Annotated in this window: 25 protein-coding genes; 19 read left to right on the top strand and 6 right to left on the bottom strand. The window is 61.1% G+C overall.

All coding sequences use genetic code 11. The annotated features are described in order from the left end of the window. Window positions 1–175: 175 nt before the first annotated feature. Together V8J63_RS23300 and rpmE are read right to left on the bottom strand one after the other, a co-directional pair. Window positions 176–958: a thermonuclease family protein gene (locus tag V8J63_RS23300; protein ID WP_130902986.1), complete on the bottom strand. Its 783-nt coding sequence runs from the start codon at window positions 956–958 to the stop codon at window positions 176–178. A 41-nt stretch (window positions 959–999) separates the two neighbouring features. Then, a complete protein-coding gene (gene rpmE / locus V8J63_RS23295) occupies window positions 1000–1221 on the bottom strand; it encodes a 50S ribosomal protein L31 (protein ID WP_016772055.1) in 222 nt (73 codons plus the stop codon). A gap of 284 nt (window positions 1222–1505) precedes the next feature. On the opposite strand from rpmE, the gene V8J63_RS23290 reads away from it, so the two are divergent. After that, window positions 1506–3725 carry a primosomal protein N' gene (locus tag V8J63_RS23290; protein WP_130887648.1) on the top strand — a complete coding sequence of 740 codons (2220 nt, stop codon included), beginning with the start codon at window positions 1506–1508 and terminating at the stop codon, window positions 3723–3725. A 118-nt stretch (window positions 3726–3843) separates the two neighbouring features. Here V8J63_RS23290 and V8J63_RS23285 read toward each other — a convergent pair whose 3' ends face one another. Beyond that, window positions 3844–3966: a hypothetical protein gene (locus V8J63_RS23285; protein ID WP_016772057.1), complete on the bottom strand. Its 123-nt coding sequence runs from the start codon at window positions 3964–3966 to the stop codon at window positions 3844–3846. On the opposite strand from V8J63_RS23285, the gene argS reads away from it, so the two are divergent. From argS to V8J63_RS23240, 9 genes are all read left to right on the top strand, one after another. Beyond that, window positions 3965–5701, top strand: coding sequence for an arginine--tRNA ligase (gene argS / locus V8J63_RS23280; protein WP_125925764.1), 1737 nt, complete (start codon window positions 3965–3967; stop codon window positions 5699–5701). The two genes, V8J63_RS23285 and argS, sit on opposite strands and share 2 nt — an antisense overlap. A gap of 1 nt (window position 5702) precedes the next feature. Next, window positions 5703–6413: an SPOR domain-containing protein gene (locus V8J63_RS23275; RefSeq protein WP_016772059.1), complete on the top strand. Its 711-nt coding sequence runs from the start codon at window positions 5703–5705 to the stop codon at window positions 6411–6413. Between the two features lie 290 nt (window positions 6414–6703). After that, window positions 6704–7234 carry an ATP-dependent protease subunit HslV gene (gene hslV / locus V8J63_RS23270; protein ID WP_007968352.1) on the top strand — a complete coding sequence of 177 codons (531 nt, stop codon included), beginning with the start codon at window positions 6704–6706 and terminating at the stop codon, window positions 7232–7234. A 55-nt stretch (window positions 7235–7289) separates the two neighbouring features. Then, a complete protein-coding gene (hslU, locus tag V8J63_RS23265; protein WP_016772060.1) occupies window positions 7290–8627 on the top strand; it encodes an ATP-dependent protease ATPase subunit HslU in 1338 nt (445 codons plus the stop codon). Window positions 8628–8704: 77 nt separating this feature from the next. Further along, window positions 8705–9076 carry a gamma-butyrobetaine hydroxylase-like domain-containing protein gene (locus tag V8J63_RS23260; protein ID WP_016772061.1) on the top strand — a complete coding sequence of 124 codons (372 nt, stop codon included), beginning with the start codon at window positions 8705–8707 and terminating at the stop codon, window positions 9074–9076. A 257-nt stretch (window positions 9077–9333) separates the two neighbouring features. Further along, a complete protein-coding gene (gene phaC, locus V8J63_RS23255) occupies window positions 9334–11013 on the top strand; it encodes a class II poly(R)-hydroxyalkanoic acid synthase (protein WP_071174139.1) in 1680 nt (559 codons plus the stop codon). 215 nt (window positions 11014–11228) lie between these two features. Continuing rightward, window positions 11229–12083: a poly(3-hydroxyalkanoate) depolymerase gene (gene phaZ, locus V8J63_RS23250; protein WP_336464679.1), complete on the top strand. Its 855-nt coding sequence runs from the start codon at window positions 11229–11231 to the stop codon at window positions 12081–12083. A 140-nt stretch (window positions 12084–12223) separates the two neighbouring features. Further along, entirely contained in the window at window positions 12224–13906 is a 1683-nt protein-coding gene (gene phaC / locus V8J63_RS23245; protein ID WP_258717412.1) for a class II poly(R)-hydroxyalkanoic acid synthase, read from the top strand. A 30-nt stretch (window positions 13907–13936) separates the two neighbouring features. Next, the gene (locus tag V8J63_RS23240) at window positions 13937–14557 is read left to right on the top strand and encodes a TetR/AcrR family transcriptional regulator (RefSeq protein WP_024011259.1); all 621 of its coding nucleotides are present in this window, start codon (window positions 13937–13939) and stop codon (window positions 14555–14557) included. 254 nt (window positions 14558–14811) lie between these two features. Here V8J63_RS23240 and V8J63_RS23235 read toward each other — a convergent pair whose 3' ends face one another. The 3 genes from V8J63_RS23235 to V8J63_RS23225 form a co-directional block, all read right to left on the bottom strand. Beyond that, the gene (locus tag V8J63_RS23235) at window positions 14812–15705 is read right to left on the bottom strand and encodes a phasin family protein (RefSeq protein WP_125925766.1); all 894 of its coding nucleotides are present in this window, start codon (window positions 15703–15705) and stop codon (window positions 14812–14814) included. Window positions 15706–15715: 10 nt separating this feature from the next. Next, window positions 15716–16138 (bottom strand): phasin family protein, encoded by a 423-nt coding sequence (locus V8J63_RS23230; RefSeq protein WP_016772067.1) that lies wholly within the window; start codon window positions 16136–16138, stop codon window positions 15716–15718. 229 nt (window positions 16139–16367) lie between these two features. After that, complete coding sequence (locus V8J63_RS23225) at window positions 16368–16643, bottom strand: polyhydroxyalkanoic acid system family protein (RefSeq protein WP_130887646.1); 276 nt, start codon at window positions 16641–16643, stop codon at window positions 16368–16370. Window positions 16644–16797: 154 nt separating this feature from the next. On the opposite strand from V8J63_RS23225, the gene ubiE reads away from it, so the two are divergent. The 9 genes from ubiE to V8J63_RS23180 all read left to right on the top strand — a co-directional run bounded on the left by ubiE (window position 16798) and on the right by V8J63_RS23180 (window position 22892). Next, window positions 16798–17568 carry a bifunctional demethylmenaquinone methyltransferase/2-methoxy-6-polyprenyl-1,4-benzoquinol methylase UbiE gene (gene ubiE, locus V8J63_RS23220; RefSeq protein WP_016772069.1) on the top strand — a complete coding sequence of 257 codons (771 nt, stop codon included), beginning with the start codon at window positions 16798–16800 and terminating at the stop codon, window positions 17566–17568. Next, window positions 17568–18191, top strand: a complete 624-nt coding sequence (locus tag V8J63_RS23215; RefSeq protein ID WP_016772070.1) for a ubiquinone biosynthesis accessory factor UbiJ — start codon at window positions 17568–17570, stop codon at window positions 18189–18191. The genes ubiE and V8J63_RS23215 overlap by 1 nt, the downstream gene beginning before the upstream one ends. Beyond that, window positions 18188–19792, top strand: coding sequence for a ubiquinone biosynthesis regulatory protein kinase UbiB (ubiB, locus tag V8J63_RS23210; RefSeq protein ID WP_024011256.1), 1605 nt, complete (start codon window positions 18188–18190; stop codon window positions 19790–19792). Before V8J63_RS23215 ends, ubiB begins: the two co-directional genes overlap by 4 nt. A gap of 120 nt (window positions 19793–19912) precedes the next feature. After that, window positions 19913–20314, top strand: coding sequence for a phosphoribosyl-AMP cyclohydrolase (gene hisI / locus V8J63_RS23205; RefSeq protein ID WP_130887645.1), 402 nt, complete (start codon window positions 19913–19915; stop codon window positions 20312–20314). Next, window positions 20307–20639, top strand: coding sequence for a phosphoribosyl-ATP diphosphatase (locus V8J63_RS23200; protein ID WP_003220849.1), 333 nt, complete (start codon window positions 20307–20309; stop codon window positions 20637–20639). The genes hisI and V8J63_RS23200 overlap by 8 nt, the downstream gene beginning before the upstream one ends. A gap of 25 nt (window positions 20640–20664) precedes the next feature. Next, the gene (locus V8J63_RS23195; RefSeq protein WP_016772073.1) at window positions 20665–20946 is read left to right on the top strand and encodes a twin-arginine translocase TatA/TatE family subunit; all 282 of its coding nucleotides are present in this window, start codon (window positions 20665–20667) and stop codon (window positions 20944–20946) included. A gap of 10 nt (window positions 20947–20956) precedes the next feature. Next, a complete protein-coding gene (tatB, locus tag V8J63_RS23190; RefSeq protein ID WP_125925769.1) occupies window positions 20957–21400 on the top strand; it encodes a Sec-independent protein translocase protein TatB in 444 nt (147 codons plus the stop codon). Next, window positions 21397–22188 (top strand): twin-arginine translocase subunit TatC, encoded by a 792-nt coding sequence (gene tatC / locus V8J63_RS23185; protein ID WP_016772075.1) that lies wholly within the window; start codon window positions 21397–21399, stop codon window positions 22186–22188. The genes tatB and tatC overlap by 4 nt, the downstream gene beginning before the upstream one ends. Then, on the top strand, window positions 22185–22892 hold the full coding sequence (locus tag V8J63_RS23180) for a 16S rRNA (uracil(1498)-N(3))-methyltransferase (protein WP_110602565.1): 708 nt from the start codon (window positions 22185–22187) through the stop codon (window positions 22890–22892). Before tatC ends, V8J63_RS23180 begins: the two co-directional genes overlap by 4 nt. Window positions 22893–22925 lie beyond the last annotated feature (33 nt).

The following is a 22925-nucleotide window of genomic DNA, read 5'->3' as shown; positions in this document are numbered from 1 at the left end:
CCGCTTTTTTACTGTTGGACAGACTGGTCAGCGAGGATACGCGCCTCGCAAAGTCCCCACAAGACTGGGCAGTCACCGCTGTCAAGCGCCCTGCCCTACGACTTTGGGCCAAGAGCCACGGCGTACAAGGGCTGGACTGTTCACAATCAATCAGAAAAATGTCTACAATTTTTCTTCAGCGCGGTACGTGCAGCATCGAAGGATCGGTCAACGGCAGCAACCAGCGCGCCTGACCTTTTTGCAGACCACCGCGCCGGGATCGGTCAACCACCCAGCCACGCGCCTCGATCTGCCTGCCTTTCAATGCTTGCAAACCAGCACTGTCAAATTGTCCGAGCAGATTGGGTGCAACCCGCAATACAAGCGTGTCTTGCAACTCGATCCAGATTCCGCCGCGATTGCGCAGCACCTTGCTCACCCGACCGCTGACTACGGCAAAGCCCGAACGCTGGATCTGCTGCGCTTTCTGCACCGGCGATTGCCGCCAGAGACCAAGTCCAGCCTGTCGCGCGCTGCGTTCGGCGGCCTGTTGGCAGGCGATCAGATCGACGTTCGGCGCCACCGCAACGTGAAAACCAAGACCATCAGCAAGCATCTGCGCTTCGAGATTGACTCCGCTGACGCTGTAAACATGCGCCAGCGTACGGCCGTAATGGTCTTTCGCCTGCTTGCCGGGTCGCAGACCGACCCGGCCGCCGCTGTCATCGACCAGCGCTTGCAGGCGTTTGCGCGCTGCCACGGCGAAGGGTTCGTCGCTGCGGCCCTGCTTGCCCAGCTCCGGCGTATTGAGGCCGATCATGCGCACATTGCGCCCGTCGCTCAGGCGCAGGGTGTCGCCATCGACCACCCGCTGCACGGAAACGCTGGCCAGACCTGCGGGTGCCGGACAAAAGGCCTGGGCGGCGGACAGCCAAATCGCAGACACAAAAAAGGCGCCCGCAAGGGACGCCTTTTTCATCAGTCTGGAGAAGTCGAAACGACCTTCCAAAATGATCAGCCTCAGGCTTTTTTGCCGACGCCGAAAGTAGCGAAACGGTCTGCGAACTTCTGCACACGGCCGCCGGTGTCCAGAGTCTTCTGCTTACCGGTGTAGAACGGGTGGCATTCGTTGCAAACGTCGATCGCCAGGGCTTTGCCGTAGGTCGAACGAGTTTCGAACTTGTTACCGCAGCTGCAGGTAACAGCGATTTCCGGGTAGTTCGGATGGATTTCGGCTTTCATGGTGTCTTCCTCAGGCTAGCGTGCCGCCACCCAACACTATTGTTGAATACCGCACGTAATTAGGCCGCGGATTCTACCAGACCTTTTCAATCGCGCAAGCTGTCACCGAGACCGACCGTCTGCTAGGCTCCCGGCCTTGAACGCACTTCCCTGTGGGAGCGAGCCTGCTCGCGAAGACGCCAGGTCAGTCGACACATGTGTTGCCTGACCCACCGCCTTCGCGAGCAGGTTCGCTGCCACAGGTCATGCATATCCGATCATTTTGCGTATCGAGATCCCCCCGCGTGCCCGACGCCATTCTGCGCCTTGCTCTGCCTTCGCCTCTGCGCCGCCTGTTCGATTACCGGGCGCCGGCCGGGGTGCGGCGCGAGCAATTGCAGCCGGGCATGCGCCTGCGGGTGCCGTTCGGTCGGCGCGAGATGATCGGGATTCTGGTCGAGGTCACCGACACCAGCGAAGTGCCGGCAGAAAAACTCAAGCCGGCGCTGGCCCTCCTCGATACGACTTCGCCACTGCCGCCAGCGCTGTTCAAGCTGTGCCTGTGGACCGCGCAGTATTACCAGCACAGCCTCGGCGACACCTTGAACTGGGCCTTGCCGGTGCTGCTGCGTCAGGGCGAGCTGGCCGAGGCCCGGCAGGAACGCTTCTGGTCGATTGCTCCGGGCGCCAGCGTTGACGACCCGCGAGTGGCCCGCGCGCCACGCCAGCGCGAGGCGCTGACCACGCTGGCCCAGCACCCCCACGGCGTCGCCCATCAGTTGTTGAGCAAACTGATGCTGAGCAAGGACAGCCTCGATCTGCTGCTGGCCAAGGGGCTGGTGCAGGTCGAAATCCGCCGCCACGCCCCCGGCGTTCGCCATGAACACTGGCTGGCGCAACCGGAGCTGCCGCTCAATAGCGAACAGCGCGCGGCGTATGAAGCGATTCGCGCCGGCTTCGACAGTTACCACGCTTTTCTCCTGGCTGGTGTCACTGGCAGCGGCAAGACCGAAGTCTATCTGCAACTGATTCGCGAGACCCTCGAAGCCGGCAAACAGGCCCTGGTACTGATTCCGGAGATCAACCTCGGCCCGCAGACCCTGGCGCGTTTCGAACAGCGCTTCAACGCGCGGATCGCCCTGCTGCACTCGGCGGTAAATGATCGCGAACGCCTGGAAGCCTGGCTCGCCGCCCGTGATGGCGAGGCCGACATTATTATCGGCACCCGTTCGGCCCTGTTCACGCCGATGAAAAATCCCGGGCTGATCATCATCGATGAAGAACACGACGGCTCCTATAAACAGCAGGAAGGTCTGCGCTACCACGCTCGCGATCTGGCGCTGGTGCGCGCGCGGCAGGAAAACATCCCGATCGTGCTCGGCTCCGCCACGCCCTCGCTGGAAAGTCTGCACAACGCCTACACCGGACGCTACGGCCTGCTGCGCCTGAACGAGCGCGCCGGCGGCGCCAAGCAACCGCGCTTCCTGCGTCTGGACGTCAAAAGCCGTCCGCTCGACAGTGGTATTTCCGGGCCGATGCAGCAAGCCATCGGCCAGACCCTCGCCAACGGCCAGCAGGTGCTGGTGTTCCTCAACCGGCGCGGCTTTGCCCCTACCTTGCTCTGCCACGATTGCGGCTGGATGTCCGAATGCTCGCGCTGCGATGCGCGCATGACCGTGCACCAGCGTTACGGCGAGTTGCGCTGCCATCATTGCGGCAACGTTGAGCGCACGCCACGCCAGTGCCCGAAGTGCAGCAAGGTCGATCTGCGCCCGGTCGGCGCCGGCACCGAACGCGCCGAAGAGCGTCTGGCGATTCTGTTCCCGGATTACCCGGTACTGCGCGTCGATCGCGACAGTACATCGCGCAAGGACGCGATGAATCAGCTGTTTGCGACGATTCAAAAGGGTCAGCCGTGCATTCTGGTCGGCACGCAGATGTTGGCCAAAGGGCACCATTTCCCAAGGGTGACGCTGGTATCAATCCTGGATGCCGACGGTGGTCTGTTTTCCGGCGACTTCCGCGCCAGCGAGCGCATGGCGCAGTTGATCGTCCAGGTCGCCGGGCGTGCCGGGCGGGCTGAAGAGCCGGGCAAGGTGATCATCCAGACGCATTTGGCCGACCATCCTTTATTGGTGCAACTGACCGAGCAGGGTTATTTCGCCTTCGCCGAACAAGCCCTGAGCGAACGCCGCGCGGCCGGATTACCGCCGTTCGCCCATCTGGCACTGTTGCGTGCCGAAGCGCACAAGCCGGGGCAGGCGGAAGGTTTTCTCGATGAAGCGTGCAGCGAGGCCGAACGCCTGCTGGCCGAATTGAATCTGAGCGGCATCGAGCTGCTCGGGCCGGTGCCGGCACCGATGGAGCGCCGTGCCGGGCGTTATCGCGCGCAGCTGTTGTTGCAGGCGACCGCGCGGGCACCGTTGCATCGCTTATTGGCCAGCTGGATGCTGATGCTGGAGCAGATGCCGAGCGGGCGGGCGGTGCGCTGGTCGCTGGATGTTGATCCGGTGGATCTGTATTGAGCTGAAGATCGCTTTCGCGAGCAGGCTCGCTCCCACAGTGGATCAGCGCCGTACATACCTTGTGGGTCCTGCGCAAAACCTTGTGGGAGCGAGCCTGCTCGCGAAAGCGGACTTTTTGTCACCACATATCCACATCCTGCCTGCTAAGGTTGGCAAGCCCGTCTTCGCAACGGATAATGCCCAGTTTTTCCACCCGCGCATCGATGCGCCCGCCGCGCTTGCGGTCGAAAGAGAAGACCATGAAAGACACCATTCGCCAGCTGATCCAGCAAGCCCTCACCCAACTCGTCAACGAAGGTGTGTTGCCTGAAGGCCTGACGCCGGCGATCCAGGTGGAGAACGCCCGCGACAAGACCCACGGCGACTTCGCCAGCAATATCGCCATGATGCTGGCCAAGCCTGCCGGCATGAAGCCGCGCGATCTGGCGGAGAAAATCATCGCCGCCCTGCCCGCTGACGAGAACGTCACCAAGGCCGAAATCGCCGGCCCGGGCTTCATCAATTTCTTCCAGAACACCCAGGCCCTGGCCTCGCGCCTCGACGCCGCGCTGGCCGACGCCCATGTCGGCGTGCGCAAGGCCGGCCCGGCGCAGCGCACCGTGGTCGATCTGTCCGCGCCGAACCTGGCCAAAGAGATGCACGTCGGCCACTTGCGCTCGACCATCATCGGCGACGGCGTGGCCCGGGTGCTTGAGTTCCTCGGCGACGAGGTGATCCGCCAGAATCACGTCGGCGACTGGGGCACTCAGTTCGGCATGCTGATGGCTTATCTGCAGGAAAACCCGATCACCAGCGACGAGCTGTCCGACCTGGAAAACTTCTACCGTGCGGCCAAGCAGCGTTTCGACGAGTCCGAAGAATTCGCCGACCGCGCCCGTGGCCTGGTGGTCAAGTTGCAGGCTGGCGATGCCGAATGCCTGGCGCTGTGGACCAAGTTCAAGGACATCTCGCTGTCGCACTGCCAGAAGATCTACGAACTGCTCAACGTCAAACTGACCATGGCCGACGTCATGGGCGAAAGCGCCTATAACGATGACCTGATCAATGTGGTCAACGACCTCAAGGCTGCCGGCATGCTGGTCGAGAGCAACGGCGCCCAGTGCGTGTTCCTCGACGAGTTCAAGAACGCCGATGGCGATCCGCTGCCGGTGATCATCGTCAAGGCCGATGGCGGTTACCTGTACGCCACCACTGACCTGGCGGCCGTGCGCTACCGCAGCGGCAAGCTCAAGGCTGATCGCGCGTTGTATTTCGTCGACCAGCGCCAGGCCCTGCACTTTCAGCAGGTCTTCGCGGTGGCGCGCAAGGCCGGTTTCGTCACCCATCCGATGGAAATGGAGCACATGGGGTTCGGCACCATGAACGGCGCCGATGGCCGCCCGTTCAAGACCCGTGATGGCGGCACCGTGAAGCTGATCGACCTGCTGACCGAAGCCCAGGAACGCGCCTACAGTCTGGTGAAAGAGAAGAACCCGACCCTGGCCGAAGACGAGTTGCGCAACATCGCCAAGGTCGTCGGCATCGGCGCGGTGAAATACGCCGACCTGTCCAAGCATCGCACCAGCGACTACAGCTTCAACTTCGACCTGATGCTCAACTTCGAAGGCAACACCGCGCCATACCTGCTTTACGCCTACACCCGCGTGGCCGGTGTGTTCCGCAAACTGGGCAAGGACTTCAGCGAAGTCGACGGCCAGATCGTCCTCGAAGCGGCGCACGAGCAGGAGCTGGCGGCGAAGCTGGCGCAGTTCGGCGAAGTGTTGAACAACGTCGCTGAAAAAGGCACGCCGCACATTCTCTGCACCTACCTGTACGACGTCGCCGGCCTGTTCTCCAGCTTCTACGAGAACTGCCCGATCCTCGCCGCCGACACCCCGGCGCAGATGCAGAGCCGTCTGCGTCTGGCCGCACTGACCGGTCGCACCCTCAAGCAAGGCCTGGAGCTGTTGGGTCTGGAAACTCTGGAGCGTATGTAAGTTGGCTGCCAAGAAAAAACCTGCACCCAAACGCGGCGCCAGCCGCTATCAGGCCCCGGCGAAACAACCGATTCCGGGCTGGCTGTGGATGGCCATCGGCCTGACCGTCGGCGCGTTCATCGTGTTTCTGATGAAACTGGAACCGGGCAAGGGCAGCGACACGGTCAAGCGCGAGAAAGTCGAACAGCAGCAGAAAGCGTCGAAGATCGCCGAGGCCAACAAGACCCCGCCGAGCCCGACGCAACCGGTGAAGCCGAAGTACGACTTCTACACCTTGCTGCCGGAGTCGGAAGTGATCGTGCCGCCGGACGCGGTACCGGAGAAGACCCTGCCGACGCCGCAAGTGCCGGCCATCCCGACCACGCCGGTAACCCCGGCCGAAGCGGCGAAGATCGACACCGCACGGGCTCAAGCGGCTCTGGCCGGGATCACGCCGCCGCCGGCGCCACCCGTGAGCAAGGCCGCGCCAGTGACCAAGTTCTTCCTCCAGGCCGGTTCGTTCCGCAAGGAAACCGATGCTGACAAGGTGCGTGCGCAGATCATTCTGCTCGGCCAAGCCGTCGCGGTGGAGTCCGGCACGGTCAAGGATGAAACCTGGTACCGCGTCTTGGTCGGCCCGTTCAGCAACCGTGAACAACTGACCACGGCGCAGAAACAACTGGCTGGCGCCGGCTTCAGCAACCTGCTGTTACAACAACGCCAGAGCCGCTAAGGCTCTCAGAGGTCAGCTGCAACTTGCAGGTGACCTTCAAACTTTGTGGCGAGGGGATTTATCCCCGTTTGGCTGCGGAGCAGCCCTGAAACCAGCCATTGCGGTGCAGCAGGCATACCGCAAATGATGGTTTCGCGACTGCTTCGCAGCCGAACGGGGATAAATCCCCTCGCCACAGTCATCACACACACCATTCGTCTCCCATCGCCCCTACCGGTTGAAATCCCCTCCAGCACCCCCATATGAATGGGCATAAGGCATTTTCGCCCCGCTGCGTGGAGACTCTTCCCTTGACCACCATCGTTTCAGTCCGCCGCCACGGCAAAGTCGTCATGGGCGGCGACGGCCAGGTTTCTCTCGGCAACACCGTGATGAAAGGCAACGCCAAAAAGGTCCGTCGCCTGTACCACGGCCAGGTCATCGCCGGTTTCGCCGGTGCCACCGCCGACGCCTTCACCCTGTTCGAACGTTTCGAAGGCCAGCTCGAAAAACATCAGGGTCACCTGATCCGCGCCGCCGTCGAACTCGCCAAGGAATGGCGCACCGACCGCTCCCTGAGCCGCCTCGAAGCGATGCTCGCGGTCGCCAACAAGGACGCCTCGCTGATCATCACCGGCAACGGTGACGTGGTCGAACCCGAAGATGGCCTGATCGCCATGGGTTCCGGCGGCGCCTACGCGCAAGCCGCCGCCAGCGCCCTGCTGAAAAAGACCGACCTGTCGGCGCGCGAGATCGTCGAAACCGCTCTCGGCATCGCTGGCGACATCTGCGTATTCACCAACCACACCCAGACCATTGAGGAGCAGGATCTCGCTGAATAAGCCTGTTGCGGCCCATGTGCCACGGCTTGTTTCTGCTTGAGGACCGTCAATTACTATGTCCATGACTCCCCGCGAAATCGTCCACGAACTCAACCGCCATATCATCGGCCAGGACGATGCCAAGCGCGCCGTCGCGATTGCCCTGCGCAACCGCTGGCGCCGCATGCAGCTGCCTGAAGAGCTGCGCGTTGAGGTGACCCCGAAGAACATCCTGATGATCGGCCCGACCGGTGTCGGTAAAACCGAGATCGCCCGTCGCCTGGCGAAACTGGCCAATGCGCCGTTCATCAAGGTCGAAGCGACCAAATTCACCGAAGTCGGTTATGTCGGCCGTGACGTCGAGTCGATCATCCGTGATCTGGCCGATGCCGCTATCAAGATGCTCCGCGAACAGGAAATGACCCGCGTACGCCACCGCGCCGAAGACGCCGCCGAAGATCGCATCCTCGACGCGTTGCTGCCGCCGGCACGCATGGGTTTCAGCAACGAAGAAGCGCCGAGCTCCGATTCCAATACGCGTCAGCTGTTCCGCAAGCGCCTGCGCGAAGGTCAGTTGGACGACAAGGAAATCGAGATCGAAGTCGCCGAAGTCTCCGGCATCGAAATCGCCACGCCGCCAGGCATGGAAGAGATGACCAACCAGCTGCAATCGCTGTTTGCCAACATGGGCAAGGGCAAGAAGAAGTCGCGCAAGCTGAAGGTCAAGGAAGCGCTGAAGCTGGTACGCGATGAAGAAGCCGGGCGTCTGGTCAACGAAGAAGAACTGAAGGCCAAGGCGCTGGAAGCGGTCGAACAGCACGGTATCGTCTTCATCGACGAGATCGACAAGGTCGCCAAGCGCGGCAATGTCGGCGGCGCCGATGTTTCCCGCGAAGGCGTACAGCGCGACCTGCTGCCGCTGATCGAGGGCTGCACCGTCAACACCAAGCTGGGCATGGTCAAGACTGACCACATCCTGTTCATCGCTTCCGGTGCGTTCCACCTGAGCAAGCCAAGCGATCTGGTGCCGGAGCTGCAAGGCCGTCTGCCGATCCGCGTCGAGCTCAAGGCGCTGAGCCCGGAAGACTTCGAGCGCATCCTCAGCGAACCGCACGCCTCGCTCACCGAGCAATACTGCGCGCTGCTGAAAACCGAAGGCCTGAACATCCAGTTCCAGCCCGAGGGCATCAAGCGTCTGGCGGAGATCGCCTGGCAGGTCAACGAGAAGACCGAGAACATCGGTGCCCGTCGCCTGCACACCCTGCTTGAGCGCCTGCTCGAAGAGGTGTCGTTCAGCGCCGGCGACCTGGCCAGCGCCCACGATGACAAGGCGATTCTGATCGACGCCGACTACGTCAACAGCCACCTCGGCGAATTGGCGCAGAACGAAGATCTGTCCCGCTACATTCTGTAGAGCGGCAAGCTACAAGCTACAAGCGGCAAGCTGAGTTAAGCTTGCAACTTGTAGCTTGCAGCTGAAGGCTGTTTTTCATGATTCCCACCGACATCAAACTGCACAAAGCCTCGAAAACCCTGACGCTCACTTACGCGTCCGGCGAGGAATACACTCTGCCCGCCGAGTTTCTGCGCGTGCACTCTCCCTCCGCCGAGGTCCAGGGCCACGGCAAACCGATCCTGCAATTCGGCAAGCTCAACGTGGGTCTGAGCAAGCTGGAACCGGCTGGCAACTATGCACTGAAACTGACCTTCGACGACGGTCACGACAGCGGCCTGTTCACTTGGGAATACCTCTACGAACTCGGCAAGCGCCAGAACGAACTCTGGGACGATTATCTTGCCGAGCTGCGCGCTGCCGGAAAATCCCGCGATCCGAACGAGTCGTTCGTCAAGCTGATGCTCTAGGCCGTGGCTCTTGCTCTTTAGAGGGCATTTTCTAACTTCATCTGTTTGAATGCTCCGCGCATACGGCCCCGGATCGGCCGCTTGCGAAAAAAATTAAACTCGGGTAACCAATGGAGCTGGCAAGTTCCCTGCAGTGCTCTACGACTGTAAAGCAGCTATGCAGAATCAACGGTCACCCGAGCAGTAGTACCCGGCATTGGCTGTGGAAGCGACAGCGTGAAACCGGGTACTCGTCTCAGGACAATGGAGCGTCGTAGATGAGTGACAAGAATAACGATGACCTGAAGTACCAAGCCTCGGAAAACACTCTGGGGCTTAACCCCGTCGTCGGGCTGCGCGGAAAGGATCTGCTGGCCTCTGCTCGAATGGTGCTGAAACAGGCCATCAGACAACCGATTCACAGCGTCAGGCACGTGACCCATTTCGGGCTCGAACTGAAAAACGTGCTGCTGGGTAAATCCGCGCTGCAACCGGCCGGTGATGACCGCCGCTTTGCCGACCCGGCGTGGAGCCAGAACCCGCTATACAAACGTTATCTGCAAACCTACCTGGCCTGGCGCAAGGAACTGCATGCCTGGATTGATGACAGCAGCCTGTCCCCCAAAGACATCGCTCGCGGCCATTTCGTCATCAACCTGATGACCGAAGCCATGGCGCCGACCAACACGGCGGCCAACCCGGCGGCGGTCAAACGCTTCTTCGAAACCGGCGGCAAGAGCCTGCTCGATGGCCTCTCGCATCTGGCCAAGGATCTGGTGCACAACGGCGGCATGCCGAGCCAGGTCAACATGGGCGCGTTTGAAGTCGGCAAGAGCCTCGGCGTCACCGAAGGTGCTGTGGTGTTCCGCAATGATGTGCTGGAGCTGATCCAGTACCGGCCGATCACCGAACAGGTCCACGAGCGCCCGCTGCTGGTAGTGCCGCCGCAGATCAACAAGTTCTACGTTTTCGACTTGAGCCCGGACAAGAGCCTGGCGCGCTTCTGCCTGCGCAACAATGTGCCGACCTTCATCATCAGCTGGCGCAACCCGACCAAGGCCCAGCGCGAGTGGGGCCTGTCGACCTACATCGAAGCGCTGAAAGAAGCCGTCGACGTAGTCACCGCGATCACCGGCAGCAAAGATGTGAACATGCTCGGCGCCTGCTCCGGCGGCATTACCTGCACCGCCCTGCTCGGCCACTACGCCGCGCTCGGCGAGAACAAGGTCAACGCCCTCACCCTGCTGGTCAGCGTGCTCGACACCACCCTGGACAGCGACGTCGCCCTGTTCGTCGACGAGCAGACCCTGGAGACCGCCAAGCGCCACTCCTACCAGGCCGGCGTGCTCGAAGGCAAAGACATGGCCAAGGTCTTCGCCTGGATGCGCCCCAACGATCTGATCTGGAACTACTGGGTCAACAACTACCTGCTCGGCAACGAGCCGCCGGTGTTCGACATCCTGTTCTGGAACAACGACACCACTCGCCTGCCCGCTGCGTTCCACGGCGACCTGATCGAGATGTTCAAAAACAATCCACTGATCCGCCCCAATGCACTGGAAGTGTGCGGCACGCCGATCGACCTCAAACAGGTGACTGCCGACATCTTCTCGCTGGCCGGCACCAACGATCACATCACGCCGTGGAAGTCCTGCTACAAGTCGGCGCAGCTGTTCGGCGGCAAAGTTGAATTCGTGCTGTCGAGCAGCGGCCATATCCAGAGCATCCTCAACCCGCCGGGAAATCCGAAGTCGCGCTACATGACCGGCGAAGAGATGGCGCCGACCGCCGATGACTGGCAGGAAAACTCGACCAAGCACACCGATTCCTGGTGGCTGTACTGGCAGGCATGGCTGGCCGAACGCTCGGGCAACCTGAAAAAGGCCCCGACGAAACTGGGCAACAAAGCGTACCCGGCAGGCGAGGCTTCGCCGGGCACTTATGTTCACGAACGGTAACTGACACCACCCATTGTGGGAGAGGGCCTTGTGGCGAGGGGATTTATCCCCGTTCGGCTGCGAAGCAGTCGTGAATCGACTAGCCGCGATCAGTCTGACAAATCGTGGTTTCAGGATTCGGGGTCGCTTCGCAACCCAACGGGGATAAATCCCCTCACCACAAGGCCCACTCCTACAGGAATACGGGTGGACTTGAAATCTACAGGGCCTCACGCATGCCGCAACCGTTCATATTCCGCACCGTCGATCTGGATGGCCAGACCCTCCGCACGGCGGTGCGTCCCGGCAAGCCTCATTTGACGCCTCTGCTGATTTTCAACGGCATCGGCGCCAACCTGGAGCTGGTGTTCCCGTTTGTCGCGGCGCTCGACCCGGACCTGGAAGTGATCGCCTTCGACGTGCCCGGGGTCGGCGGCTCGTCGACGCCGAACCGACCGTATCGCTTCCCCGGCCTGGCCAAACTGACGGCGCGGATGCTCGACTATCTCGACTACGGTCAGGTCAATGTGATCGGCGTGTCGTGGGGCGGCGCCCTGGCGCAGCAGTTTGCCTACGACTACCCCGAGCGCTGCAAGAAACTGGTGCTGGCGGCGACCGCGGCCGGTGCGGTGATGGTCCCCGGCAAACCGAAAGTGCTGTGGATGATGGCCAGTCCGCGCCGCTACATTCAGCCATCCCATGTGATCCGCATCGCGCCGATGATCTACGGCGGCTCGTTCCGCCGCGACTCGACGCTGGCTGCCAGCCATGCGGCGAAAGTGCGCTCGGCGGGCAAGCTCGGTTACTACTGGCAACTGTTCGCCGGCCTCGGCTGGACCAGCATCCACTGGCTGCACAAGATCCATCAGCCGACGCTGGTGCTGGCCGGCGATGACGATCCGCTGATTCCGCTGATCAACATGCGCATGCTCGCCTGGCGCATTCCCAATGCGCAGTTGCACATCATCGATGACGGCCATCTGTTCCTGATTACCCGCGCCGAAGCGGTGGCGCCGATCATCATGAAGTTTCTCGAAGAGGAGCGTCTGCGCGCAGTCATGCACCCGCATCCGACGCCGCTCGGCGGCTGATCGCGGCGGCCTGCTTTATGCAGCACTTTTCAAATCAAGCGCGCGGCAGGACGCCGCGCAGGCAGCAACCGGCAACAGCGTCTATGGTGTTCTGGTTCGGTGAGTGTGTTTTTGCCCTGAAGACGAAGGAGTGTTGAGTCATGCGCGAAAAACCAGCGACGGGCGTGGTGCCCAGCCCCGCCGTGTTTATCAACGCCCAAAGTGCGATCGCCGGTCTGCGTGGCAGGGATCTGCTGTCGACACTGCGCAGCGTCGCCGCCCACGGCTTGCGCAATCCGTTGCACAGCGCAAAGCATGCGCTGAAGCTTGGCGGACAGTTGGGGCGCGTGCTGCTCGGCGAAACCCTGCACCCGACCAACCCGCAAGACAGCCGCTTCGCCGATCCGGCGTGGAGCCTCAATCCGTTCTACCGGCGCAGCCTGCAGGCGTATCTGGCCTGGCAGAAACAGGTCAAGAGCTGGATCGATGAAGGCGACATGAGCCCTGAAGATCGTGCCCGTGCGCACTTCGCTTTCACTCTGCTCAATGACGCCGTAGCGCCGTCCAACACTCTGCTCAACCCGCTGGCGGTCAAGGAGTTGTTCAATTCCGGCGGGCAGAGTCTGGTGCGTGGCCTGAGCCATCTGTTCGATGATCTGTTGCACAACGACGGCCTGCCACGGCAAGTGACCAAGCAGGCGTTCGAGGTCGGCAAAACCGTAGCGACCACCAGCGGATCGGTGGTCTTTCGCAATGAAATGTTCGAGCTGATCCAGTACAAATCGATGAGCGAAAAGCAGTACGCCAAGCCGCTGCTGGTGGTGCCGCCGCAAATCAACAAGTACTACATCTTCGACCTGAGCCCGCAGAACAGCTTCGTCCAGTACGCCCTGAAAAACAGCCTGCAGACCTTCATGATCAGTTGGCGCAATCCTGATGTGCGCCATCGCGAATGGGGCCTGTCGAGTTACGTCGAAGCGGTCGAAGAAGCGATGAACATCTGCCGGGCGATTACCGGCGCGCGTGAAGTGAACCTGATGGGCGCCTGCGCCGGCGGCCTGACCATCGCCGCCCTGCAAGGGCATTTGCAGGCCAAACGGCAACTGCGCCGGGTCGCCAGCGCGACGTACCTGGTCAGTCTCCTCGACAGCCAGATCGAAACCCCGGCCACGCTGTTCGCCGATGAGCAAACACTGGAAGCGGCCAAGCGTCGCTCGTACCAGCGAGGCGTGCTCGATGGTCGCGACATGGCCAAAGTCTTCGCCTGGATGCGCCCCAACGATTTGATCTGGAGCTATTTCGTCAACAACTACTTGCTGGGCAAGGAGCCGCCCGCTTTCGACATTCTCTACTGGAACAACGACAACACCCGCCTGCCGGCGGCGCTGCACGGCGATCTGCTGGACTTCTTCAAGCACAACCCGCTGATCCACGCTGGCGGTCTCGAGGTGTGCGGTACGCCGATCGATCTGCAGAAGGTCAATGTCGACAGCTTCAGCGTCGCCGGCATGAACGACCACATCACGCCATGGGACGCGGTGTATCGCTCGACCCTGCTGCTCGGTGGCGAGCGACGTTTCGTGCTGTCCAACAGCGGCCACGTGCAGAGCATCCTCAACCCGCCGAGCAACCCGAAAGCTGCCTACGTCGAAAACGCCAAACTGAGCAGTGACCCGCGTGCCTGGTACTACGATGCCAAACACGTCGACGGCAGCTGGTGGCCGCAGTGGCTGGAATGGGTCGCGCAGCGCTCCGGCGCCCTTAACGAGACCCGCACAACACTGGGTAACCCGAACTATCCACCGATGGAAGCGGCACCCGGCACCTATGTGCATGTGCGCTGACGCTCAACCGAAATTTTCTAAGAAGACTGGATGAAAACCCGCGACCGGATTCTCGAATGTGCACTGCAACTGTTCAACGAAAAGGGTGAGCCGAACGTTTCCACCATGGAGGTGGCCAACGAAATGGGGATCAGCCCGGGCAATCTCTACTACCACTTCCACGGCAAGGAACCGCTGATTCTCGGTCTGTTCGAACGCTTCCAGCACGAACTCGCACCCCTACTCGACCCGCCGCCGGACGTGGAGCTTGCACCGGAGGATTACTGGCTGTTTCTGCATTTGATCGTCGAGCGCCTGGCGCAATACCGGTTCCTGTTCCAGGACCTGTCGAACCTCGCCGGCCGCTTGCCGAAACTGGCCAAGGGAATTCGCAATCTGCTCAATGCGCTGAAGCGCACGCTGGCGTCGTTGCTGGCGCGATTGAAGGCTTCGGGGCAACTGGTCAGCGATACTCAGGCGCTGGGGCAATTGGTCGAGCAGGTGACCATGACGCTGCTGTTCTCGCTGGATTACCAGCGGATTCTTGATCGTGAGGGAGAGGTCCGGTTGGTGGTTTATCAGATCATGATGCTGGTGGCGCCGCATTTGCTGCCGCCAGTGAAGGTGGCGACAGAGCGGATGGCGCTGCAATACCTTGAGGATCACGACTGACCCGAAAAGCCCCTCACCCTAACCCTCTCCCGGAGGGAGAGGGGACTGATTGGGGGATGTTCGCTAGCTACGCCGACCTGAGCGAGCTTCTTTGAATCGATAATCGACTCGATTTGTTCAGGTCGACGTATGACGCAGGAGACCTCGGTCGGCTCCCTCTCCTTGGGGAGAGGGCTGGGGTGAGGGGCCGCTTGGAATGCACAAACAAAAACGCCCGACCTTCACAGGCCGGGCGTTTTTGATTTGCCCTGAAATCAGGACTGACTGGATGGCGTCGACGGTGTCGATGCTGCAGTCGGAGTAGCGGCTGCCGTAGGCGCCGCAGCGGAGTTTGCCGCGTTGGCCGGAGCTGTTGGAGCAGTCGATGGTGCGGCGGCCGGTTTCGGCGCAGCGGCTTTCGGCGCGGCCGGTTTTTTCACTGCAGGCTTTTTCGCCGCAGCCGGTTTGGCCGCAGGCTTCGCAGCGGGTTTGGCGGTAGCAGTTTTCGCTGCTGGCTTGGCCGCTGGTTTCGCTGCAGCTTTAGCCGCAGGTTTTGCTGCCGCTTTGGCAGCGGCCTTGGCGGCAACAGGTTTGGCTGCCGCTTTGGCCGCAGGCTTGGCGGCTGCCGTTTTGGCCGCAGCTTTTGCAGCAGGTTTCGCCGCTGCTTTGGTCAGTGGCTTGGCTGCGGTTTTCGCCGCAGGTTTGGCCGCTGCAGTTTTAGTGGCAGGTTTCGCCGCAGCGGTTTTTGCCGCCACAGGCTGAGCTTTCAGACCGGTGAGTTTTTCGATCTGCTTGGTCAGCGTATCGACCTTGGCGTTGAGCGCCTTGACCTCATTGCGGCTCGGCACTCCCAGGCGCGAAATCGCGCTGTTCAGGCGCTTGTCGAACGCGCCTTCCAGCTCGTCCCACTTGCCCATGGCGCGGTCTTTCACGCCGCTGATGCGCGACTTGGCCGAAGAGGTCGAGTCCTCGACTTTCTTGCCGACGGCAGTCTTGGTGAGCTTCTCGGCTTTCTCGCCGTCTTTGACCAATGCATCGAAGAGTTTGCTGCCGTCAGTGTCGATCTTCGAGTACACGCCTAAACCAGCCAGCCAGATTTTGCGGGAGTAGGACTCGACCTTCCCGACCCACGAGCTGCTTTCTTTATCGGTGTTCTTTTTGCCAGCCATCCCGTTCTCCTTAAGATTTTCGCGCGACGCGTTCGAGCAATGCCGTCAGCTCATCGAGCTTAGCAGAGAGTGCCTCAACGTCATGTTTAGACGGAATGCCGATCCGATTCAAGGCGCTGGCCACACGGTTGTCGAAGGCCTTCTCAACCTTGTCGAGCTGAACTTCAACGCGACCCTTGAACGAGCTGACCTGAGTGGCCGCGTCATCGATCTCGGCGTTGGCCGCGAGGAGTTTTTCACTGACGGCTTTTTTGCCTTTCTTTTCAACGGTTTGACCGGCGGCGACGAGTTCTTGAAAGTACTCGCTGCCCTCCTGGCCAACCTTGGTGTAGGCGCCCAGGCCTGCCAGCCAGATCTTGCGGGCATAGGATTTGACGTCGCTCAGAGTGGAAGTCGGAGCGTCGATTTTTTTCTTCAAAATGACTTTGGCCATGGTGCACCTCACGCGCAGAAGGTGTGAGGAACTGCCGGACGAGTGTCGGGCTCAGGCACAAAGTAGGGAGAAAAATTAGAAAGGGCACCCTAACCAGCGGGAGCAACTCTAAACAAATGTGGGAGCGAGCCTGCTCGCGAATGCGTCATATCAGCCAACATTTCAGTCAACTGATACACCGCTTTCGCGAGCAGGCTCGCTCCCACAGGGGATTGGATTTCAACCTGAATCAGGCCAGGGCTTTATCCAACGCCTTCTCGATCTCGGCTTTGATCATGCCGCTCATGGCCGACATCATCAGGCCCAGTTCGACGTCGACCCTGATCGAATCGTCCGCCACGTGCACTTCACCTTTCACGCCGGAGCGCTTGAGGTTCAGGGTGTCGCCCGACCACTGCGGCTCAAGGCCGTATTGTTCGTTGAGCTTTTTGGCCAGTTTGTCGGCCTTGTCCCGGGCGGCGTCCTTGCCCAGGGTATGGGCGCGCTCAACACTGATTTTGGCCATGGAATGACTCCTGATGATTGAATGGCTGACGTTGAATCTTGACCGCATCTGCGGCAAATCGTCCCGAAGGTTGCCCATCTTACCTTTAGCCATTCCAAGACAAAGCATGGCTTGGGGATTAGAATGTCGCGCATTCTCTTTTGGTGACAGCGATATGACTGATCAGCGCAAAGGCAGCGATGCCGAACCCACCACTCACTTCGGCTTCAAAAACGTTCCGGAAAGCCAGAAAGCGGAAAAAGTCGCTGAGGTTTTCCATTCCGTAGCCGCTAAATACGACCTGATGAACGACCTTCTGTCGGGCGGCATGCACCGTCTGTGGAAGCGTTTCGCGATCGAGCTTTCCGGCGTGCGCAGCGGCAACCGCGTGCTCGACATCGCCGGTGGCACCGGCGACCTGACCCGCAAGTTCTCGAACCTCGTCGGCCCGACCGGCCAGGTCGTGCTGGCCGACATCAACGAGTCGATGCTCAAGGTCGGCCGTGATCGTCTGCTCGATCTGGGCGTTGCCGGCAACGTCGAATTCGTCCAGGCCGACGCGGAAAAACTGCCGTTCCCGGACAACCATTTCGACTGCGTGACCATCGCCTTCGGTCTGCGCAACGTGACGCACAAAGAGGACGCGCTGCGTTCGATGCTGCGCGTGCTCAAGCCCGGCGGACGCCTGCTGGTGCTGGAATTCTCCAAGCCGACCAACGCGCTGATGTCGAAAGCCTACGACGCCTACTCGTTCGCCTTCATGCCGCTGATGGGCAAGCTGATCACCAACGATTCGGAAAGCTATCGTTACCTGGCCGAATCGATCCGCATGCACCCGAATCAGGAAACCCTGAAGTCGATGATGGTCGAGGCCGGTTTCGACCGCGTGACCTATCACAACATGACCGCAGGCATCGTCGCCCTGCACCGCGGCATCAAACCCTGATGTTGCTCACCGGGCTGCTCGCCAGCGTCGAACTCGGCCTCAACCGGGTGCTGCGTCTCGACAGCACGGCGCTGCCGCGTCTGGCGCATCTGACCGGCAAAGTGATTGCCGTCGACTGCCGCAGCCCGGCGCTGCAACTGTTCATCCTGCCCAGCGACGAAGGCTTGATGCTCGCCTCGCAGTGGGCAGCGGACGTCGATTGCACGTTGCGTGCACCGGCCTCAAGCCTGGTGAAACTGGCCCTGAGCAAAGACAAGACCGCGGTGCTGCACGCACCCGAAGTCGAGCTCGATGGCGACAGCGGTGTGTTGCTGGAGCTGGCCGGCGTGCTGCAGGATCTTGAGCTGGACTGGGAGTACGAACTCTCGCGCTGGCTCGGCCCGGTCGCCACGCAATTGCTCGGCGGCCATCTGCGCAGCCGCGCGCGCTGGTATCAACAAGGATTTGCCAGCCTCAACCAGAATCTTGCCGAATATCTCGCCGAAGAATCGCGCACCCTCGTCGGGCAGCGCGAAGCCGAAGCGCGATTCAGCGAACTGGACCGGATCAAACTCGATCTGGAACGACTCGAGGCGCGTTTCGAGCGCCTTTCCCGATCCCTCGACCCAAGCGATAACGCATGAAGCTGCTTGCCGTCCGCCGTCTGTTGCGCATCCAGCGCGTCGTGATCCGCTACCGCCTCGATGACCTGCTGTTCGATCTGCCGCTGCCCTGGTTTCTTCTGGCCGTGCGCTTTTTGCTGCCGTGGCGCTGGCTGCCGCGCAAGCCGCTGGAGCTCAACCGTGGTGCGCGCTTGCGTCTGGCGTTGCAGGATCTGGGGCCGATCTTCATCAAGTTCGGGCAGATTCTTTCGACCCGCCGCGACCTGTTGCCCGAAGACATCGCCGATGAGCTGATGCTGCTGCAGGACCGCGTGCCGCCGTTCGATTCACAAGTGTCGATCAAGCTGATCGAAGAACAGCTGGGCAAGAAAATCAGCGAAGTGTTCAGCCGTTTCGACGTCGCCCCTCTGGCCTCGGCCTCGGTGGCGCAGGTGCATGCGGCGCAGCTGAAAAGTGGCGAAGAAGTCGTGGTCAAGGTCATTCGCCCAGGCCTGAAACCGATCATCGCGCAGGATCTGGCATGGCTGTTCATCCTCGCCCGCGCAGCGGAAAAATTCTCCGCTGACGCGCGCCTGCTGCACCCGGTCGACGTGGTGCAGGATTACGAAAAGACCATTTACGACGAACTCGATCTGTTGCGCGAGGCGGCCAACGCCAGCCAGTTGCGCCGCAACTTCGAAGGCTCGCAGCTGCTTTATGTACCGCAAGTCTATTGGGACTGGTGCCGGCCGAAAGTGCTGGTCATGGAGCGCATCTACGGCATCCAGGTCACCGATCTGGCGACCCTTGCCGACCAGCGCACCGACATGAAGATGCTCGCCGAGCGCGGCGTGGAGATTTTCTTCACTCAGGTGTTCCGCGACAGTTTCTTCCACGCCGACATGCACCCGGGCAACATCTTTGTCAGCACGGTCAATCCGTGGAGCCCGCAATACATCGCGATCGACTGCGGCATCGTCGGCAGCCTGACCCCGGAAGACCAGGATTATCTGGCGCGCAACCTGTTCGCCTTCTTCAAGCGTGACTACCGCCGTGTGGCGCAGTTGCACATCGATTCGGGCTGGGTGCCGGCGGAAACCAAACTCAACGAATTCGAAGCGGCGATCCGTACGGTGTGCGAACCGATCTTCGAAAAACCGTTAAAAGATATTTCATTTGGCCAGGTGCTGATGCGCCTGTTCCAGACCGCTCGCCGTTTCAACATGGAAGTGCAGCCGCAACTGGTGCTGTTGCAGAAGACCTTGCTGAACATCGAAGGCCTCGGGCGTCAGCTGTACCCGGATCTGGATCTGTGGAACACCGCGCAGCCGTTTCTCGAGCGCTGGATGCGCGAACGCGTCAGCCCGAAAGCCTTGCTGGGCAACGTGCAGAGCCAGCTGGAGCAGATTCCGCACCTGTCGAACATGGCCCGCGATCTGCTCGAACGCATGTCGCAACCCCACGCCAAAGACCCACCGCCGCCGTGGCGCAAACGCAAGGACGACTGGTTCCTGCGCCTGCTCGGCTGCGCGCATCTGGCCGGCGGCGCGATCCTCGCTGCGGGTGGTCCGCTGACCGAGTGGGCGCATTGGCCCGCCGGAATCATGATCGCAGTCGGTTTGTATCTGGTCGTTCGCCGATAGCACGAATCAGCTGCAAGTTATAAGCTGCCAGCTTCAAGCTTGACGACACCGGAACACCGCAACCTGCTTTTACTTGCAGCTTGAAGCTTGAAACTCGAAGCTGCTTTTCAGGAATTGAAGATGAAAAACTGGCTGGACGAGATCAAGTGGGATGCTGACGGCCTGGTGCCGGCGATTGCCCAGGATCACAGAACCGGGCGCGTATTGATGATGGCCTGGATGAACCGCGAAGCGCTCGAACTGACCGCTGCGGAGAATCGTGCAATCTACTGGTCACGTTCCCGTGGCAAGCTGTGGCGCAAGGGCGAAGAGTCCGGCCATGTGCAGACCCTGCATGAGATGCGCCTGGACTGTGATGCCGACGTGATCATTCTGATGGTTGAACAGATCGGCGACATCGCCTGCCACACCGGCCGTCAAAGCTGCTTTTACCGGGTCTTCGAAAACGGCGACTGGAAAACGGTCGACCCGGTACTGAAAGATCCGCACGCTATCTATTCCGCAGGACACACACATGAGTGACACCCTGACCCGCCTCGCTCAGGTACTTGAAGAGCGCAAAGGCGCAGCCGCCGACAGCTCGTATGTCGCCAGCCTGTATCACAAGGGGCTGAACAAGATTCTGGAGAAAGTCGGCGAAGAGTCGGTCGAAACCATTATTGCCGCCAAGGATGCCGCCATCAGCGGCGATTGCAGTGATGTGATCTACGAGACCGCCGACCTGTGGTTCCACAGCATGGTCATGCTCGCCCAACTGGGGCAGCATCCGCAGGCCGTGCTGGATGAACTGGACCGTCGCTTCGGCCTGTCCGGACACGTCGAGAAAGCCTCGCGTCCGTCCGCCTGAACAACTTTTAGAGAGGAATCGCCACATGGGCATTTTTGACTGGAAACACTGGGTCGTCATTCTGATTGTCGTGGTGCTGGTATTCGGTACCAAGAAACTGAAAAACCTCGGCACCGACGTTGGCGAATCGATCAAGGGCTTTCGCAAAGCCATGAACGACGACGAAAAACCGGCCGAGCCTAGCGTGACCCCGCCGGCCCAGCCTGTGCCACCGGTGCAGCCGCAAACCACCGCTCAGGCCAACCCGCCGCACACCATCGACGTGCAGGCGCAAAAAGTCGAAGAGCCGATCCGCAAAGACGTGTGAGCACTGACTAATGTTTGGTATCAGCTTCTCTGAACTGCTGCTCGTCGGCCTCGTCGCCCTGCTGGTGCTCGGCCCCGAGCGTCTGCCGGGCGCGGCGCGCACCGCCGGTCTGTGGGTCGGCCGCCTGAAGCGCAGCTTCAACGCGATCAAACAGGAAGTTGAACGTGAAATCGGTGCCGACGAGATCCGTCGGCAACTGCACAACGAACATATTCTGTCGCTGGAGCAAGAGGCGCGGAAGATCTTCAATCCGAACCAGCAGGAGCCGTCGCCGGTCGAGCCTGTGGGCGAGCAGACGATTCACAGCGCTGCCGCTCCGACTCCTGCACCTGTTGTAACACCGCCAGGAACCGCGCCGATTACCACAGACACATCGGTTGAACACGTAGCGCCCTCCGCCGCGCCGACTACACCAGCGCCTCAAGACCCTACACTGCCGCCGCGAGCCCCATGAGCGATCTTCCGGAAAACGACCAGCACATGCCGCTGGTTTCGCACCTCACCGAGTTGCGCACCCGCCTGCTGCGTTGCGTGGCGGCGATCTTCATTATCTTTGCCGGGCTGTTCGCGTTTACCCAGCAGATCTACACCTTCGTCTCGACGCCGCTGCGCCAGTATCTGCCGGTCGGCGCGACGATGATCGCCACCGACGTGTCGTCGCCGTTCCTGACGCCGCTGAAACTGACGATGATGGTTTCGCTGTTTCTTGCGATTCCAGTGATCCTGCATCAGATCTGGGGCTTTATCGCGCCGGGCCTGTACAAGCATGAAAAACGCGTCGCGGTACCGCTGCTGATCTCCAGCATCCTGCTCTTCTACATCGGCATGGCGTTCGCCTATTACTTCGTCTTTCCGCTGATCTTCAAGTTTTTCGCCGCTGCCACCCCGGCCGGCGTGGAAATGATGACCGACATCGCCAGCTACCTCGATTTCGTCATGACGCTGTTCTTCGCCTTCGGCGTGGCGTTCGAGATCCCCGTGGCCGTGGTCCTGCTGGTGTGGATCGGCGTGGTCGACGTCAAATACCTGAAGAAGATCCGCCCGTACGTGATCATCGGCTGCTTCGTGGTCGGCATGATCCTGACCCCGCCGGACATCTTCTCGCAGACCCTGCTGGCTGTGCCGATGTGGATGCTGTTCGAGATCGGCATCCTCTTCGGCGCGCTGGTCAGCAAGCGCGAACGCCCGGACGAAACGCCGGCCGACGACCACAACGACCAGCCGCCAGCGACTCAGGCATGAACCTGCTGCTGCTCGAAGAGGCCGACTTCATTGCGGCCGACCGCGTGATCCTGCGCGACCGGCGCCTGACCCACATGCAGGAAGTTCATCGCTCGGAAGTCGGCGACAGCCTGCGCGTCGGGCGCATCAACGGGTTGATGGGTTCGGCCGAGTTGCTGCGCCTGGAAGCGGGCGAAGCGGAGCTGCGCGTCAGCCTCGATCAGCCACCGCCGGCCAAACTGCCGCTGACCCTGGTGCTGGCCCTGCCCCGGCCGAAAATGCTCCGCCGCGTGTTCCAGACCGTCGCGACCATGGGCGTGGCCAAGGTGATTCTGGTCAACAGCTATCGCGTCGAAAAAAGCTTCTGGCAGACGCCATTTCTGGAGCCGGAAGCGATTCGTGAGCAGTTGATCCTCGGGCTCGAACAGGCTCGCGATACGGTGCTGCCAGAGATCGTCATCGAAAAGCGCTTCAAGCCTTTCGTTGAAGATCGCTTGCCGGCGATCGCCGAGGGCACACTAGGCCTGGTCGGCCACCCCGGCAACTTCCCGCCCTGCCCGCGCGCTCTGAGCGAACCGGTGACCCTGGCCATCGGCCCCGAGGGTGGCTGGATTCCCTACGAAATCGATCTGCTGGCCAAATCCGGCCTGCAACCGGTGCAACTGGGCGAGCGCATCCTGCGCGTCGAAACCGCCGTCACCGCCCTGCTTGCACGCCTGTTCTAACCCGACACCGATCCTGTGTAGGAGCTGCCGAAG

Source organism: Pseudomonas sp. CCNWLW23 (assembly GCF_037095675.1).
Lineage (GTDB): Bacteria > Pseudomonadota > Gammaproteobacteria > Pseudomonadales > Pseudomonadaceae > Aquipseudomonas > Aquipseudomonas atacamensis.
This window is presented reverse-complemented; position numbering and strand designations above follow the sequence as displayed.

What these genes read in the sequence shown, in the direction of transcription:
- V8J63_RS23300 (WP_130902986.1), bottom strand. Translation starts at nt 958, where the DNA reads ATGAAAAAGGCGTCCCTTGCGGGCGCCTTTTTTGTGTCTGCGATTTGG.
- rpmE (WP_016772055.1), bottom strand. Translation starts at nt 1,221, where the DNA reads ATGAAAGCCGAAATCCATCCGAACTACCCGGAAATCGCTGTTACCTGC.
- argS (WP_125925764.1), top strand. Translation starts at nt 3,965, where the DNA reads ATGAAAGACACCATTCGCCAGCTGATCCAGCAAGCCCTCACCCAACTC.
- V8J63_RS23285 (WP_016772057.1), bottom strand. Translation starts at nt 3,966, where the DNA reads ATGGTCTTCTCTTTCGACCGCAAGCGCGGCGGGCGCATCGATGCGCGG.
- hslU (WP_016772060.1), top strand. Translation starts at nt 7,290, where the DNA reads ATGTCCATGACTCCCCGCGAAATCGTCCACGAACTCAACCGCCATATC.
- V8J63_RS23260 (WP_016772061.1), top strand. Translation starts at nt 8,705, where the DNA reads ATGATTCCCACCGACATCAAACTGCACAAAGCCTCGAAAACCCTGACG.
- phaC (WP_071174139.1), top strand. Translation starts at nt 9,334, where the DNA reads ATGAGTGACAAGAATAACGATGACCTGAAGTACCAAGCCTCGGAAAAC.
- phaZ (WP_336464679.1), top strand. Translation starts at nt 11,229, where the DNA reads ATGCCGCAACCGTTCATATTCCGCACCGTCGATCTGGATGGCCAGACC.
- phaC (WP_258717412.1), top strand. Translation starts at nt 12,224, where the DNA reads ATGCGCGAAAAACCAGCGACGGGCGTGGTGCCCAGCCCCGCCGTGTTT.
- V8J63_RS23240 (WP_024011259.1), top strand. Translation starts at nt 13,937, where the DNA reads ATGAAAACCCGCGACCGGATTCTCGAATGTGCACTGCAACTGTTCAAC.
- V8J63_RS23235 (WP_125925766.1), bottom strand. Translation starts at nt 15,705, where the DNA reads ATGGCTGGCAAAAAGAACACCGATAAAGAAAGCAGCTCGTGGGTCGGG.
- V8J63_RS23230 (WP_016772067.1), bottom strand. Translation starts at nt 16,138, where the DNA reads ATGGCCAAAGTCATTTTGAAGAAAAAAATCGACGCTCCGACTTCCACT.
- V8J63_RS23225 (WP_130887646.1), bottom strand. Translation starts at nt 16,643, where the DNA reads ATGGCCAAAATCAGTGTTGAGCGCGCCCATACCCTGGGCAAGGACGCC.
- ubiE (WP_016772069.1), top strand. Translation starts at nt 16,798, where the DNA reads ATGACTGATCAGCGCAAAGGCAGCGATGCCGAACCCACCACTCACTTC.
- V8J63_RS23215 (WP_016772070.1), top strand. Translation starts at nt 17,568, where the DNA reads ATGTTGCTCACCGGGCTGCTCGCCAGCGTCGAACTCGGCCTCAACCGG.
- ubiB (WP_024011256.1), top strand. Translation starts at nt 18,188, where the DNA reads ATGAAGCTGCTTGCCGTCCGCCGTCTGTTGCGCATCCAGCGCGTCGTG.
- hisI (WP_130887645.1), top strand. Translation starts at nt 19,913, where the DNA reads ATGAAAAACTGGCTGGACGAGATCAAGTGGGATGCTGACGGCCTGGTG.
- V8J63_RS23200 (WP_003220849.1), top strand. Translation starts at nt 20,307, where the DNA reads ATGAGTGACACCCTGACCCGCCTCGCTCAGGTACTTGAAGAGCGCAAA.
- V8J63_RS23195 (WP_016772073.1), top strand. Translation starts at nt 20,665, where the DNA reads ATGGGCATTTTTGACTGGAAACACTGGGTCGTCATTCTGATTGTCGTG.
- tatB (WP_125925769.1), top strand. Translation starts at nt 20,957, where the DNA reads ATGTTTGGTATCAGCTTCTCTGAACTGCTGCTCGTCGGCCTCGTCGCC.
- tatC (WP_016772075.1), top strand. Translation starts at nt 21,397, where the DNA reads ATGAGCGATCTTCCGGAAAACGACCAGCACATGCCGCTGGTTTCGCAC.
- V8J63_RS23180 (WP_110602565.1), top strand. Translation starts at nt 22,185, where the DNA reads ATGAACCTGCTGCTGCTCGAAGAGGCCGACTTCATTGCGGCCGACCGC.